This window comes from Nocardia vermiculata NBRC 100427, assembly GCF_001613265.1.
Lineage (GTDB): Bacteria > Actinomycetota > Actinomycetes > Mycobacteriales > Mycobacteriaceae > Nocardia > Nocardia vermiculata.
The window spans coordinates 1-14,611 of sequence record NZ_BDCA01000055.1 but is presented as its reverse complement, the minus strand read 5'-3'; the positions used below and the strand labels follow the sequence as shown (position 1 = coordinate 14,611).

Sequence of the window (14,611 nt, the reverse complement as noted above, 5' to 3'; positions counted from 1 at the left end):
GCTTCCAGCCTCGCGTTAGTGCCGTGCGGATGCTTCCGGCAACGCCTGCTGGACGGACCGGGGCGCCCTGCATGTTGAGCCAGTTACTCGAGTGAGCATGAGCGACGTACGTCACGGCCGCCGGCGGTGACAAGGTCTATGCCCGGGCTCACCTCCAAGCTCACGAAAACCCCGTCACTCCACGAGAGCCGTACCCATTAACAACAGCGCCGTGAGTATTGCGACCACGGCGACAGAGAGCGCAATACCGGCACCGACGTGCCTGCAGGTGCCGCGGATCAGGATAAGTATTCCGGCGACGACAAGTTCCAGGCAGTACAGGAACACGAAGTAGATGGCGAACGTCGTGTACACCGTGATCGGAATGACGTTGAAAAACAGGGCGACCACAACCGTGGTGAACGTCGCCGGACCGAACCAGCGGGAACTCACCGCCCGGCGGGGGGTGTCGGAATACATGGAGTTCATTCGAGAATCCAGGTCAGCATCAACGTCAATAACGCGGAGGCCCACCACAATCCGGCCGTCGTCACGGCAGCACGGGCGACTGCGCCGGTAGTTCTTCTTGTGCCCCAGCAAATCCCGGCGACTGCGGTACTGACGAGCGCTGTCGAGAGATGAGCGAGGGGGGAGACCGACAGCGTACTCGTCTTGAAAACCGACGCGCACGCGATCAGTACGATCACTTGGATGATGAACAGAATCGCAGCGGCGAACGTTGCTGCCCTCCAATAACTACCGGTACTTCCGGTCGTCATCAAATCATTCCCTTCGGCAGCGACGGAGCGGGAACAGTCGGAGGGGACTCCACCGAGCCGAAGGAGGTTGACGGTTTGGGACCGCCCGGCACCGGGACGTCGTACTCGTAATTCCATCCGTCCGGCTCGTTGAACTGATAAAAGGCTGTTCCCCCCTCGGGCCCGACCTCGTGATGGAACGGTAGGTTCATTGCGGGACCTGCCGAATTTCCAACAGCTGCCGGATCGATTGCCAATGTGCTGGTCGATCCGTCTGGTCGGTCCTGGTACGCCTCCAACGATGGATAGTCAGTCCGCGTGCCGTTGATGGTCACGCCGTTTTCGCCTGGACTGAATACCAGGTCTCCATTCACCGTGGCCGAATGGCTTCCCAAGTCGTCAGAAAGCGGCGGCGCGAAGGGGTTTGCCGCAGAATATTGGACTCGAACTGAACCATCCGTATTCTGCCAAACCTGCCCTGACGGCGCAGCTACTTTCGCATCACCCGGGGAGCCATCGCCATTCATTTCGACTGAAGGGTTCTGCCGCATCACAACGATACCGTTCTCGTAATCCACGTATGTTGATACCCGGGCGTGTTCTGGATCGAAATTGGCATCATTAGTTCGGTTGTCGCCCATATCTCTCGCAGCAGGGTTGAAATTCGTTCCTCCACCGAATGGATTACTAACATCGCGCTGCTCGATGTAATGGCTGGTTCGGACCACTCCTTGTCCTGGCACTGGCTTTATGCGGACGACGCGTATCTCGGGATCAACACCTTGGTACTTGTCGGAATAGCTCTTCGGATTCAAAACTTCGGCGGTCGACCAATCACTTGGGCTGACGGGGGGCCGGCCGAACATCTGCTGGAATGCCGCCGCAGAGGTCCTGACCCGGTCGGGATTTGCCCGCTCATCTTTGTACTCGATCTGTTGGATCGCAATATCCTCTGCGATCAGTGCCGATGCGGGAGCCATGCGTGACAGCTCGTCATTAGCGGTAGCGATCGCAGTGCTCCACTTGACATCGGCCGCCGCCAGGGTTGTCACCAGGCCAGACAGTCGAGAGAGTTGGATTCCCGCTTCGGAGTCAGGATCTTCTATTCCGGTCACGGACCAGTCATCACCCACAGATACTGGCGGTGTCGCATAATGCGTCAGGATTTTCTTGATCTCGGAAACAGGAAAGTTCAGTTCGTTGTGTGCGCCTGAGCAAGCGGCACTGAGATCGTCGTACGCCGTTGCTATTGCGCGCATCTGGGTTTGTTCCCGATCAGCTTTGTCGTCAGCGGCTCGAGCCGCGTCGCCCTCCCAACGCAGATCATCGCGGATCGTAGTGTGCATCTTCCCGGCTGCGTCGATGATGGCATCCGCGATCTTCGATGCGTGTTGTGCGATAGCGCTCAGACCGGACACATCGAGCATAAGTACTTGTGACGGTGTCGACATGATTAGTTGCCCCCATGGGGGTCACCAGAGTTCAGATCTGCAACCGCGGCAAGGCGCTTAGCGGCGTCTTGATCCGTTCCGTGAAATGTGTCAGCACACAATATCAATAGAGCGGAGAACTCGTTGAAGCGTGATTTCAAGACGTTTTTGGCCTGAAGACTGAGACTGTCGGACTTCGCCAGCTCCGCCCCAATGCTCAGCCCCTCCAGCTGAACTACGTGAGACTCCGCATCGAGGTGTGGCGCGTTGTCGATCACTGCTGGCAGCAATGCCAGTGTTCCTGCTGCTGCCCTTAGACCATCTGGGTTCACTTCGAACGGCATGGCCTTCCCCCTCCGAGTACGCCCGACCGACCAGGCTAAATTTGAATCAGCGTCAGGTTAGCAGTGACGGGCCCGGTGACGTCTCCGGTCCTCGAGTGAGCGGCAAGGTGCGGATTGAACGGTTGGGGCAATACTGTGCGGGTGCGGTTTTCGATAATCCTGGTACGCCACGCACAGTCCGTCCCGCCCATACCTACCGGGCCCAACGACTACCAACGTCCGCTGACCAAGGCGGGTGGGATCCAGGCAGCCGGACTCACCGATCGACTTGCTGATCTCGAACCCGGAACCATCGTGTCCAGCCCGTATTTACGTGCCGTGCAAACACTCGAGCCTGCTGCCCGGGTGCTGGGCTTACAGATCCACGCCGACGGGCGGCTTCGGGAGTGGGATTCGGGGATCGCGATCGGCCCCGACTACGAACGCCATTACGAACAGAGCTGGGCTCATCCGCAGTCTGCTCGTCCTGGCGGCGAGAGCCTGGACGAACTCACCCAGCGCGCTGTCACCGCCCTGCTCGAGCTCGGTGGGTCGGCCAGTCGGCCGGTTCTCGTCGGTAGCCACGGCACGTTCGTATCGCGGGCTCTGCTCGGGGTGGGGTGCTCCGGCGTCGACTGGGGTTTTCATCGTGCGATGCCGATGCCTGCTATCTACCGGCTCGACTTCGATAATCGCGGCGTGCAAGCGGCCGGGCCCGGTCTTTGACCTCATTACTGGCTTCGATTCGCGCACGGTAGCCGCCGGTCGGTGAGTCCTGCTTGCCGCTGATCGCGTGGGCGGGGTGTGGGCGACTGCGATATGGTCTCCCGGGCGGGGGTGTGGATTCGCCCCGGAGACGCGGCGAGTAGGAGGGGACCATTCATGCGATCCAGGTTCGGGCGACGTGGGGGTGTCGGGCGCGTGGCGTCGGCTGTCGGGGCAGTTCTCGCGGCCGGGATGCTGATGGGGGCTGCTGGATGTTCGGATGATTCCACCTCCGCGAACGGCGAGGCGACCGCAACCTCAGTGGCGAGCGGCGCTCCCGCTTCGACTACTGCGGCGTCGAACACTGCGTGGAATCCTTGTTCTATTCCTGATGCCGATATCGCGGCCGCCGGGCTGAATCCGGAGAAACGTCAAGCTGATACCGGAAAATACGGCACGAAGTTCCCGGGTTGGGATATCTGCGGCTGGTTGAGCGACAGCTGGTACTCGATAAATGTGTACTCGACGAGCGACCATACGTACGACGAAGTCATACATAATACAAATAACTTCAGCAACCCACGTAACGTCACTGTCGGCGGAAGGAATGCCGTCATGATGGACTCCTTGACCCTACCGGAAGGATGCGACCTCATCTTCGATTCTGCGAGCGGGCCAGTGCAGATCGAGCTCGGCCCGATGGTGGGCGCGGACGAGCCTGGCGATTCGTGCACAGAGGTGACGCGGGTGGCTGAGGTCCTTCTCAAGGATTTCCCGCAATAGCAGCTCTGACTAGGAGGAGATTGGCATGTCAGAGCTAAGCACGCTGCAACAACTGTCAGATGATATTACCCAAGGAAATCTGAAGTTGAAGGTTCACCGCGACAAATTGGATGAAGCGGTGAAGGGGATACAGGATCTGATCGACGAACTTCAGGCTATGGGTAACTGGATTAACCAGGTTGCCTATGTCGACGGGTTCGGTGGGTTTCAAATGGGCATTGACCTCGCAAAGAAATTCTCCAGAAAAGGTAGTGGAGAGGAATCCATCCGCCAACGTCTCGACGAAGTAGTTCACGAGCTCAAGGCGGCCCAAGACGTCATCCGCAAAGCCGCCATCGCCTACGCCCAGACCGACGACGAGTACCGCGACGTTCTGCAAGGAATTCAGCCATGACTCCCCCACCGGACCCATCGAGCTATTTCGATCAAGCTACCGGCGACTTCCTCCGCAGCCTCGAGGCCATGAACAACGGCTTCTATGCCGGCATGGTGTCGGAGGACAAGACGCAGGCGTGGGACGGTGACCAGCTGGCATTGCAGCAGAAGATCAACGGTCTGGCCGACCAACTCCGTACCGATCTGGAACCCCAGTCGATCGCTGGTGGGGACGATTTCGAGCACTTGACGCTGGAGCAGATCCGAGACCTGGTGTACCAGATCAAACCTGAGGTGGTGCAGGCGGTTTCGGAGGCTTGGAAGAATATCGGCTCCGGTATGACGGACGGTGCCGACACCGCCCGGAAGGCGGTGGTCGAGAAGGCCATCAATAACGGCTGGGACGGCCTCGCCGGCCCGAAGGCGGCCGATACCTTCACGCGCGTGTTCGATTCGGTCGCCGATATCGGTCGATCGGCATCGATGGTGGCGATGAAAATCGGCTTCGCACAACGGGGTAGCGACGAAACCTTCCGGATGTTGACGCCGTTGTTGCAGGAGATGGCGCCCAGCGGGGATGCCCCGATCTTGGGGGTGCCGGTGAATTTGAGCCCCGGCGCATCCGTGCCGAAGCCGGCCATTCCCGAGCTCGGTCAACAACAGGACGCGGATTCGCAGAAGGAAGAAGCGCGGCAGGCTGCTCTCGGGGTGCTGCGCAATGTGTACTCCCCCGGTATCCGGGGTGGGGACCAGGCAGTGCCGGTGCTTCCGACGGTGTATCCGGCAGCCAATCCGGACGGGCCGGTCGGCCCGGCACCGGGGCCTGGACCGGTGGCGCCAGGGCCTGGGCCATCGAATCCTGGTGGGGGCGACCCGAATCCGGGCCCCGCCGGTAACGGTGACGATCCAGCGACGAATCCGGCTGGTGACGACAACAGCGGGGACAACGGGAACCAGGCGCCCGGGACGCAGCCGAGTGCGGCCAAACCCACTGGCGCCCAGAATCCGCTCGCTGCGCCGGGCTCGAATACACCGGACGCTGCGTCGACAACTGCTGCGGGGTTCGATCCGAGTAGTGGTCTCGGTGGTGGGACCTCTGGCCCGGGCGCCGGGGGTGGGTCCGGATCGGGACTCGGTGGTGGTCTGTCGGGTGCCGGGGGTGGTCTGTCCGGTCCGGGCGGTGCGACTCCGCGGCCCGGTCCGGGATCGGCGGTCCCGGGTGGGCCTGCCGCACCGGCGGCCGCTCCCCTGGGCGGTATGCGTGCGCCCGGGCAACCCGGTTCTTCGGGGATGCCGGGGATGGGGCCCGGGATGGCCGGCAAGGGTGGCAAAGGCGAAGAGGACAAGGATCGCGAGAGTGCCGAGTATCTGCGTGGGCAGCATCTCGAGGAGTGGCTCGACGACGGCACCCGGGTGATGCCCGCATACGGCGCGATCGGTGAGAACCCGCCGCAAGCACAGCCGCCCGCACCGCCGGGGTCGGCGAGCCGGCCGCCGAGCCCGCCCAGTCGCGGCCGAGTACCGGGAGAACAGCGGTGATCCACTGGCAGTTGACGAGTGCCCAATACGAGGCGGCGCTGTTCGCGATGAACCGGGACCGCCTGCCCTATCCGACCTGGAATGCGGGGCACGCCACCGACGAAGCCGATCTGGGGCGGCAGCGTCGCGAAGCCATCGACACACTGCGTCCGCGCGTGGACGACGACTTCGTCCGCCTCATCCAGACCCTCGCCGAACCTCAGGTCCGGCTGCACGTCCACGGCCGTGTCGGCACCGACGACGACCACCCGGATGCGCAGTTGCGCGGATACGCGGGTTTCGGGCCGTCGATCGCGGCGGTGGCCGTCCAGGATCCCGATCCGGAACCCGGCGTCAGCGGCGCTGTTTCGGTCAGCCTGTGCACCCACGTGCAGGCCCTCGGTTTGTTGGCCGGGATGCTCGACGAGCAGACCCCCGGCCGCCACCGGCTCACCGGCCAGAAGTCCGACCTGGATCTGGAACCGGAATCACAACGCGGCTGGAACCGCCCGCCCACGCTGCGCGAACGCATGGACGCGTTCCTGGGCCGCCCGCGCAGCGGATGGGGTGAAGTCCTCTGCTACCCCGGCAGATTCCTGGACAACCGGACCGACGGCGTCCAAGGGTTCCTCTGGATGGACTTCGCGGGCGACGGCCGCTACTACGTCCGCGAAGATCCGGCCGCCTACACCATCGAACCGATGAGCCACGGCGAACTCGTCACGCACATGCGACTCCTCGCCCGCCGAGTCCGCGAGCTCGGGCCCCAGCCCGTGCACGGCTGAGCGATGTGATCAGGCTCGAATGATCACGACGGCGCCGCACCGGCCCGTCAGGTGAATACGCTCGCGATGGCGACGGCGAGCGCGGCGATGAGCGCCGCGGCGGGGAATGTGGTGACCCAGGCGACGACCATATTGCCCGCCGTTCCCCAGCGCACCGCACTGAAGCGTCTGGTGGAGCCGACGCCCATGATCGCGGAGGAGATGACGTGCGTGGTGGAGACCGGAGCTCCCATCCCCATCGACGCGACATACAGCACGGAAGCGGCGGTGGCTTCGGCTGCGAACCCCTGTGGCGGGTCCAGTTCGATGATTTTGCGGCCGAGGGTCCGCATGATGCGGATGCCGCCGGTGGCGGTGCCGAGCGCCAGTACCGCCGCGGTGGTCAGAAAACACCACAACGGGATCGAGTAGTCGTCCTGACGTCCGGAGACGACCAGCGCGAGCACCACGATGCCCATGGTCTTGGCGGCGTCCTGCATACCGTGACCGAACGCCATCGCGGCGGCCGAGCAGGTCTGCGCGCGCCGGAACCGGCGGCCGGCGACCGAGGGTGAGGCGTTGCGGAACAACCACATGATGGCGATCATCACCAGGTAGCCGAGTACGAAACCGGCGATCGGGGAAATCACCATCGGTATCAGCACCTTGTCGATGACCCCGTCCCACAGCACGGCCATACCGCCCGCCAGTGCGGCCCCGACCATGCCGCCGATCAACGCATGCGACGAGGACGACGGGAGCCCGAACCACCAGGTGACCAGATTCCAGCAGATCGCTCCCACGAGCGCACAGCCCACCAGAAGCATGGCGTGAGAACTGACGTCGAGCTCGATGATGCCCTCGCCAACCGTCGAGGCGACCTTGGTGCCGAAGAACGATCCGACGAGGTTACCGACGGCCGCCATCAGCAATGCGGCGCGCAGCGTCAGAGCGCGAGTCGACACCGAGGTAGCGATCGCGTTCGCCGAGTCGTGAAATCCGTTGGTGAATGTGAACGCCATCGCCAGAGCGACGACGAGGAGCAGTGCGAGCACCGGTCACGATTCCTTGAGCACGATCGACTCGACGACGTGCGAGACCCGCTCGAAAGCATCGGCCGCGTCTTCGAGTTCGTCGGCGACATCTTTGAGCTTCATCACCGTGAGTGCGTCCCAGGAACCCTGGAACAGTTCGGCCAGGAATGTGCGGTAGAGGTTGTCCGCGGTGTTCTCCAGCTCGTTGATGGTGATCCAGTACTCCTGCAGCCCCTTCATCGAAGCCAGCCGGGGCATCGCCTCCGCGGTGACCTGCGAGCAGGTCTCGAGCGTGGCGATCACATCGATGAGCTTGTCGGGCATCTCGGCGACCCCGTACAGGGAGATCAGCTGCGCGGCTGCCTCCATATGGTCCATCACATCGTCGAGAGCGGTCCCGAGGACGTAGATGTCGGACCGATCGAACGGGGTGATGAAGCTCGAATTCAGGGTTTGGAACAACTCGTGCGTGATGCGGTCGCATTCGTGTTCGAGCTCGACCATCTGCTCCGCGACAGCGGCATGGTCTGCGTCCGGCCTGGTAAGTCCCGCGAGCGTCTCGGCACCGTTTCTGATGCATTGCGACGAGGAGGTGAACAGCGTATAGAACAACCCGGACTTGGGTTTGAGGCGTGCGAACATCAGCTCTCTCACTGTCGACGGGTAGTGCTGCGATTGTGCACTCTATCGAGCGCACTTGATCACCCTCGAGGTTCCCTCCGGCGGGCCCGGCAAATCCTCTGCCAACCCACCGCCGCTGCCCGCTGCGGCAACGCTCACGGCCGCGGCCAGGGGCCCTCGCAGCGGTTGTAGCAGCCAATTCACCACTGAGTGAGATACAACACCCACCAAGGGTGAATGTGATTAGCGTCATGCCCGATCACGATGTGATCCATGCAGTTCCGCCGGGTAGCCGGCACTCGCCGAGGCCCGTGCCGGCATGCCCCTCCTGTGAAGGACAGCGATGGCGCTCAATCTCGATCCGGCCGACGGGCCGGTCCCCACTTCCCGGATAGTCGTCGTACTGGCGGCGATCATCCTTCTGTCCGAAATCGCGACTTTCGAATACATGCTGGTCGTTCCAGGGCTGCCGGATCTGGCGCAAGACTTCCAGACGTTGAACGTCGCGTGGGTGCTGGCCATCGTCTCGCTGGTAGGTGCCACCATCCAGCCGCTGGTCGGCAAGGCATCGGACAAGTGGGGTAAGAAGCCCACCATCGTCGTACTGGCCGCGATCTTCATCGTCGGCTGCGTGATCGCCGCGACCGCCGCCAACTTCTCGATGCTGCTGGTCGGCCGCGCCCTGCAGGGCTCGCTGGTGGGCATCGTCGGCGTCTCCTACGGGCTGGTGCGGGACATCATCCCGCGCAAGTCGGTTCCGATCGCACTCGGTGCGGTCGTCACCGGCCTGGGCATGGCCGCATTGGCCGGACCGTTCATCGCCGGCTGGCTGATCGACGCGTTCGGCGCTCCGTCGATCTTCTGGTTCATGGCCATCTACGTGATCGTGCTGCTGCCCGTGTACATCGCGATCGTGCCGGACAGTGACGTCCGCATCAGCAAGCCGATCGATTATCCGGGCATCATCCTGCTGGGCCCCGGAATCGGTGTGCTGCTGCTGGCCTTCACCAAAGCCAACGACTGGCAGTGGAGTTCCGCGCGCACGATCGGTTTGTTCGTACTCGGCGTGGCCATGCTGGTCGGATTCGTGTTCTGGGAACGGATCACACCGCATCCGGTGATCGACCTGAAAATCCTGTTCGGCAGTAAGTTCGGGCCGACCGTCCTGGCGGTCGCCTGCCTGTCGTATATGCAGAGTGCCGATGCGACCATCAAACCGACCATGCTGGAGATGCCGAACCTCCCCGGAATCTCCTACGGCGCCGGGCTGTCCGCGACCGACTACGCGATCTGGACCGTCCCGATGGGCGCCATCGGCATGTTCGCCGGCCCCCTCGGCGGCTACCTGTGCAAGAAGATCGGCGGGCGATACGTGCTGCTCCTCTCGGGGGTGCTGTTCCTCGGGGTCATGTACACGATGTCGACGCTGGTCGCCGTGCAGTGGCAGATCGGCGTGATCAGCCTGTTCGCCGGCTTCGCCATCGGCTTCATGAACTCCTCCAACGGCAACCTCGTGCAGGATGCGCTGCCCAAGGAACAAGGCGGTATCGGCAACACCGTCAGCGGCATGATCGTGATGTTCGCCAGCGGAATCGCCTCCGCCGTCACCGGTGCGGTCATGGCCAAACACGTACTGATGGTCGTCCCGCAGTCGCATGCCGTGGTGTACAAGGACGAGGCGCTCAGCCAGGGCTATTACGTGGCGTTCGCCGTCGGTGTGGTCGGGCTGATCATCGCGCTCGTCATGAAGCACGGACGGACACCCGCCCAGGGTGGGTTGGACGAGGCCGTGCAGGTGCGGCAGAACGCCCAGCAGGCGATGGAGTCGTAGCCGTTCAGCCAAGGGGCCCGTCGCCGGCTACTCCACCTCGCGGCGGGCCTCCTGGGCGCGTTCCTGCTCATCGAACAGCGCTCGGGCCTGCTCCGGCGGGATCGACGAGGAGACTTCGACGATGCGGCCGGAGTCGCCCACCAGGAAGATCGAGCGGCCGACCGGCAGGTCCAGGAATGCCATGGGATCGCTGTCGTCCACCTCGACCGGGGCGTACACACTCCAGCCGGTATCGAATCGCTCCGCGGTCAGACTCGCTGTGGGGTAATCGATTCCGCGCGCTTCGATCAACTCCACGACCTTGGCGATCGCCTGGTCCGCCGCAGCCGGTGACGCTGCATGCTGCTCGGCCTCCAACAGGTCCCCGAGCGCCGACCGTTCGGCCTGCTGCCGCGCCAGCGTCTCGGCACAGTAGGCATCCCACAGCTCGCCGTCCCGCTCACTGTTCGGGGTGTCTTCACCGAAGCCGAACTCGTTGCCGGGATGGTCACGGCAGAACTGATCGAACAACCGGCCGAGCTCGACACTGTGCCGGCGATTGAGCGCTATTCGTCTCGGATCCATGGGCGATCCATCACCACCCTCACCGCTACCTGTTCAGCCGGAACGCCCTCGAGGAGTGAGACCGCATCGGCGACCATTTCCGGTATCTGATCCAGACGCTTCGCCTGGGTGAGGGCACCATCGATCTCCGGCACTTCAAGTGCCCACCAGTCACCACTACGGCACGCGAGCGCTGTCACCTGCATCTCACACCAATTCCATTCCGAGTTACCAACTGACCGCCTACTGTTCATAGCCCAATGCCCCGGCGACGCGATCCTCATCGAGATCAAGCCACCGACTATGGGCTTGATGGACGGGAGTATAGAGTCAACGCCTACTCACCGTCGCAGGATCTGGTGGGCGCAGTCGCTCAAGCGCTGAGCTACCGACTCACGCTGCTCAACGAGATAGCCGTACTCAATATGAATGCTCCGGGTCTGGTCGCGCAACATCCCTCGATCGTTGTCATCGCAGGCGATGTCGAATCGGAAGATCTCTCGGCACAGAAATATCGATCCTTCGAGTTGTACCGACAGTCCATGAAGGATGTGCTCGTCGTCACCTACGATGAACTATTCGCGTCACTGGCGAGTATCGCGGTACTGATGGAGCCGGACAGCGGCGCATAGGTTGCCGCCACGTAAGTGATAGAAATGCAGACGCGCCCGGATTGAGCGCGGACTGTAGCGATCAGAATTCGCGGCCGACGAGCCCGCCTATTTCGGTGTCGAGGATCGTGCGAACGATGCCGACCTGGAACCAGTCCTGCTTGAGGACATCGTCCGGGATATCGTTGCTGTTGATGGTGCAGATATATTGTCCGCCAGTGGATTCGACCATCGTCTGGGCGAACTGAAATGCTCCGCTTCGTTGGCGCGGGTCGACACCGTCGAAGACAGAAGAATCGTGTACGAGAAAATCGGGGTGGTGCGCGGTCTCAACCCCCTCTTCGAGCATGGTGAGATCGAAACAGAACATGGTCATGCGGTTCACACCGCTGCTGCTCGATCCCGACGCCCGGATTGTGAACTTGTAACCACTGTCGTCAACACTCACGGTCAGCGTGGCGTCTTTGCCGTATAGTCGGCTCACCTTCTGGCTGAATCGATCCCCGATCCGGTCAAGTTTTTCCCGATAGCTGGCCAGTTCATGCGTTGCGCGATTGCGGATCGTCGATTGTCCCAGTTTGAGTTCTGCGCGGCGTGTCACGAGTTCACGTGCCTGCGCGATCTGCAGGTCGATCGCCGACATCCGAGCTTGTGCTTCGCTCAGTTCGGCTCTCATTATATCCAGCTCACCCAGTGCGCCGCCGGCGTCCAGCGTGCGCAACGTCTGGTCACGTTGCACATCTAGCCGGTCCAATTCGGCAGCTCGTTCTCGGATACGCCTGTCGAGGGATTCGATCTCGCTGCTAAGAAAGTTGCGGCGATTGGCCAGCAGCGATGCGTGGAATACTCGAACGTCTTCGATCTGGCGCTTGAAACCGTCGGCGAGGATAGCACCGGCGGCCTCGAACAGGACCTCCACCGGCAGGCCCGAGTCCGATGCAGGCTGCATATCGTCCAGGGTCGATCGATACAGTTCTTTTATCCTCCGATCCACCACGGCTTCGTCACGCAACCGCGATATCTCGGCGGTCAACTGATTCATCTGCGCCACGAGCAAGTTGGGGTCTTCGAGAATGTGGAAATTGGCGATCCGCCTCTCCCAGCCATCGACTTCGTTCTTGAGCGCTGCTCGTTCCAGCACGAGATCCTCCTCGGGGCGGAGGGTGGCGACAAGCCCTTCCTCGGTTGCCTCGGTTATTGCCTTGAGCTGATCCAAGCCCTTGTTGACGCCTGCGAGTTCATGGACCACTCGCCAATCCAGACCGAGCAGGAAGGCGATATGTTCCCGACTCGACGTTGCACTCTGTTGAGCGATTGTCTTGAGCGGGTCTTTGGGCGGATCCGTACGAATCGCGTACGACAACAGCGTGCGGACCGAGATCCCACCGACGACGTCTTGATCATTGGGGTCGAGCTCGAACAGAGCCAGCCCGAGCACCTCTTTCCACTCGTCGACATGGATCTGCCCTTCGGTGAGCCAATCCTTGAGAAATTCGCTGGCGGGTCCGCCAGCGGCGATCGCCAGCTTCGATCCGTTGGCGAGTGCGCGTGTGGCGGTGACGATACCGCCAAACATCTCCAAGGTGAGGCTGATCTCCCAACCGTCCTGGGCAAGCGGCCGGAGACTTTTGTGAAGATTCCCAGCGAGCGCGTAGTTCATCAGCAGAAGCAGGGTGGTCTTCCCGCGCGCATTACGACTGTTCTGATCGGTGGAGTCGAGCGCACGTTCGGCAATGACAACATTGAAGCCCGGCTTGAAATTGATCGGCCTGAACTCATCACGGTTCGCGCTCAGGCGGATGAACACGGAATCAACCTCACAATCGAGTCCTGGTAGTCGAGTACGCCAGCGCCGTAGAGCAGCGTCAGTGCGTCGACGAACGAGTCATAGGTCGAGGACGGAGCGGCTTGCCGGTATTCAACATACAGTTGGCCCACACTGACGTCGTCGTGCGCCAGCATCTCCAGGAGCGTGGCAGCTTCGCCGACAACTGTGCGCTCCAGCGGGGTAAACTTGTCGGGGAATATGTCACTCATGTTCGAATATCTCACAGATCTCGAAAAGATAGGCGACCACCGACAGCGCCGCGGCTCGGACTGTCGGCGTATTTCGCGGCCCGGCGTGGTCGAACGCCATCTGCACGAGATAATCGAATGTCGCATCGGGGTCCAGGTCGTCGGCCAGCGCGGCATAGTAATCGCTCTTGAAACGGGCGACCAGTTTTCTCCCGAACGAGGGCACCATCGAGTTCTGGTAGGCGATGAAGCTCCCGACACGCGCCGCTTGGGACAAGCCGTCGGTGATGCGTTGGATCGATTGCGCGGTGAGCTTGTTGAGATTTATTTTCTCTTGCAGGGGCAGCGCACGCTCGACACCCAGTTCCTGAGGGGAAGCCGGAGCGGCGGAGATGACGGCACACACGACCTCAAGTTCCTGGTAGGTGACCTCTCCCAGGGCACTGCGCACGGCCCGTTCGACAGCTTCCTCGTGCGAATTCTTGGCGTCGAGGAGAAACTGCGTGGTGTGGTGGGAGAGTTGAAAATCGATCGCGTCGTGGTGGGGACTGCACAGATAGATGAGGTTTTCCGCGGAACCGCGTTGAGCGGTGGACATCGACGCGTCGTAGCGGGGTCCCCCGGGACTGGCGGCAGCGATATGGGCCACCTTCCCCGTGGCCTTCGGCTGATCGTCCACGTCCTGCGAGTCGATCGTGAGTTCGAGTCCACAGCTCGGGTACGCGCACATGTTGCCGCTGCGGGAAATGACCACCTTCTCCTGCGCGAACGGAACTCGATCCCGAACAGACGGCTTCGCCATGGGCATACATTACCCCTCGGCGGCAGCGCAGTCATGGAAGTTGCATGGAGACAGCACCTCTCGGAAGCTGCCGGTTAGCGGCTCCGGATCATGACTACCGGACGGCTGCCGAGCTGGACGTCCGTAAGCGGCTGCCGGTGGCACCCGTGATCTCGATCTGTCCGCAGCTTTCGACATTCGACTGGACCAGATCCTGGGACTTACTCACCTTGACTCCCAAACAACCGGCAGGCACCTATCAGACAAGGAGTGTGTAACCGAAACGTGCCCCCCCCCCCGCGAGCTGAGCAACCTCCTCACGACACAGCCCCGGCACCCGGACGTCCGCCGTAGGCAATGAGCCCCACGTCGACCGGCTGCACCTGTGCGCGCCTCGATCGCAGGAACTCTCCCAGATCCGCCTGTGCGCTCATAGGTCCCAGCCTCACCCAGCCTCACGGATCCGCCGGCCGTGGAGCCTGCACCTGTTGGGTGTAGTCACCACGGAGGTGGCCCCAACCGAGGGCTGGGTTCGCGTT

The 14,611-nt window shown here is 62.2% G+C and carries 16 protein-coding genes; 7 read left to right on the top strand and 9 right to left on the bottom strand.

From position 1 onward, the window contains the following. Positions 1-174: 174 nt before the first annotated feature. The 3 genes from NV2_RS30205 to NV2_RS30190 all read right to left on the bottom strand — a co-directional run bounded on the left by NV2_RS30205 (position 175) and on the right by NV2_RS30190 (position 2,511). Positions 175-468, bottom strand: a complete 294-nt coding sequence (locus tag NV2_RS30205; RefSeq protein ID WP_067882289.1) for a hypothetical protein — start codon at positions 466-468, stop codon at positions 175-177. A 289-nt stretch (positions 469-757) separates the two neighbouring features. Then, on the bottom strand, positions 758-2,164 hold the full coding sequence (locus NV2_RS31230; protein WP_373863622.1) for a hypothetical protein: 1,407 nt from the start codon (positions 2,162-2,164) through the stop codon (positions 758-760). 26 nt (positions 2,165-2,190) lie between these two features. Then, entirely contained in the window at positions 2,191-2,511 is a 321-nt protein-coding gene (locus NV2_RS30190; protein WP_157103164.1) for a hypothetical protein, read from the bottom strand. 141 nt (positions 2,512-2,652) lie between these two features. On the opposite strand from NV2_RS30190, the gene NV2_RS30185 reads away from it, so the two are divergent. The 5 genes from NV2_RS30185 to NV2_RS30170 all read left to right on the top strand — a co-directional run bounded on the left by NV2_RS30185 (position 2,653) and on the right by NV2_RS30170 (position 6,656). Continuing rightward, positions 2,653-3,216 (top strand): histidine phosphatase family protein, encoded by a 564-nt coding sequence (locus NV2_RS30185; protein ID WP_067882292.1) that lies wholly within the window; start codon positions 2,653-2,655, stop codon positions 3,214-3,216. Between the two features lie 195 nt (positions 3,217-3,411). Continuing rightward, entirely contained in the window at positions 3,412-3,978 is a 567-nt protein-coding gene (locus tag NV2_RS31225; protein ID WP_174550653.1) for a DUF3558 domain-containing protein, read from the top strand. A gap of 25 nt (positions 3,979-4,003) precedes the next feature. Further along, the gene (locus tag NV2_RS31640; protein ID WP_157103162.1) at positions 4,004-4,372 is read left to right on the top strand and encodes a hypothetical protein; all 369 of its coding nucleotides are present in this window, start codon (positions 4,004-4,006) and stop codon (positions 4,370-4,372) included. Further along, positions 4,369-5,892: a hypothetical protein gene (locus NV2_RS30175; RefSeq protein ID WP_157103161.1), complete on the top strand. Its 1,524-nt coding sequence runs from the start codon at positions 4,369-4,371 to the stop codon at positions 5,890-5,892. Before NV2_RS31640 ends, NV2_RS30175 begins: the two co-directional genes overlap by 4 nt. Further along, on the top strand, positions 5,889-6,656 hold the full coding sequence (locus NV2_RS30170; protein WP_067882271.1) for an ESX secretion-associated protein EspG: 768 nt from the start codon (positions 5,889-5,891) through the stop codon (positions 6,654-6,656). The genes NV2_RS30175 and NV2_RS30170 overlap by 4 nt, the downstream gene beginning before the upstream one ends. Positions 6,657-6,703: 47 nt before the next feature. Here the strand turns inward: NV2_RS30170 and NV2_RS30165 are convergent, their stop codons facing one another. After that, positions 6,704-7,690: an inorganic phosphate transporter gene (locus NV2_RS30165; protein WP_067882269.1), complete on the bottom strand. Its 987-nt coding sequence runs from the start codon at positions 7,688-7,690 to the stop codon at positions 6,704-6,706. Positions 7,691-7,693: 3 nt separating this feature from the next. Next, positions 7,694-8,323 carry a DUF47 domain-containing protein gene (locus NV2_RS30160; RefSeq protein ID WP_245662840.1) on the bottom strand — a complete coding sequence of 210 codons (630 nt, stop codon included), beginning with the start codon at positions 8,321-8,323 and terminating at the stop codon, positions 7,694-7,696. Positions 8,324-8,633: 310 nt separating this feature from the next. Here NV2_RS30160 and NV2_RS30155 point away from each other — a divergent pair, with 310 nt between their 5' ends. Further along, on the top strand, positions 8,634-10,121 hold the full coding sequence (locus tag NV2_RS30155; protein ID WP_067882262.1) for an MFS transporter: 1,488 nt from the start codon (positions 8,634-8,636) through the stop codon (positions 10,119-10,121). 27 nt (positions 10,122-10,148) lie between these two features. Here the strand turns inward: NV2_RS30155 and NV2_RS32570 are convergent, their stop codons facing one another. After that, positions 10,149-10,685, bottom strand: a complete 537-nt coding sequence (locus tag NV2_RS32570; protein ID WP_067882259.1) for a hypothetical protein — start codon at positions 10,683-10,685, stop codon at positions 10,149-10,151. Positions 10,686-10,924: 239 nt separating this feature from the next. Here NV2_RS32570 and NV2_RS30140 point away from each other — a divergent pair, with 239 nt between their 5' ends. Then, a complete protein-coding gene (locus NV2_RS30140; protein ID WP_084475713.1) occupies positions 10,925-11,296 on the top strand; it encodes a Shedu anti-phage system protein SduA domain-containing protein in 372 nt (123 codons plus the stop codon). 61 nt (positions 11,297-11,357) lie between these two features. Here NV2_RS30140 and NV2_RS30135 read toward each other — a convergent pair whose 3' ends face one another. The 3 genes from NV2_RS30135 to NV2_RS30125 are packed head-to-tail and all read right to left on the bottom strand — an operon-like array spanning position 11,358 to position 14,093. Continuing rightward, positions 11,358-13,082 (bottom strand): DUF2326 domain-containing protein, encoded by a 1,725-nt coding sequence (locus NV2_RS30135; RefSeq protein ID WP_067882250.1) that lies wholly within the window; start codon positions 13,080-13,082, stop codon positions 11,358-11,360. Then, entirely contained in the window at positions 13,067-13,312 is a 246-nt protein-coding gene (locus tag NV2_RS30130; protein WP_067882247.1) for an ABC-three component system middle component 6, read from the bottom strand. The genes NV2_RS30135 and NV2_RS30130 overlap by 16 nt, the downstream gene beginning before the upstream one ends. Continuing rightward, positions 13,305-14,093, bottom strand: coding sequence for an ABC-three component system protein (locus NV2_RS30125; protein WP_067882244.1), 789 nt, complete (start codon positions 14,091-14,093; stop codon positions 13,305-13,307). The genes NV2_RS30130 and NV2_RS30125 overlap by 8 nt, the downstream gene beginning before the upstream one ends. Positions 14,094-14,611: the final 518 nt, after the last annotated feature.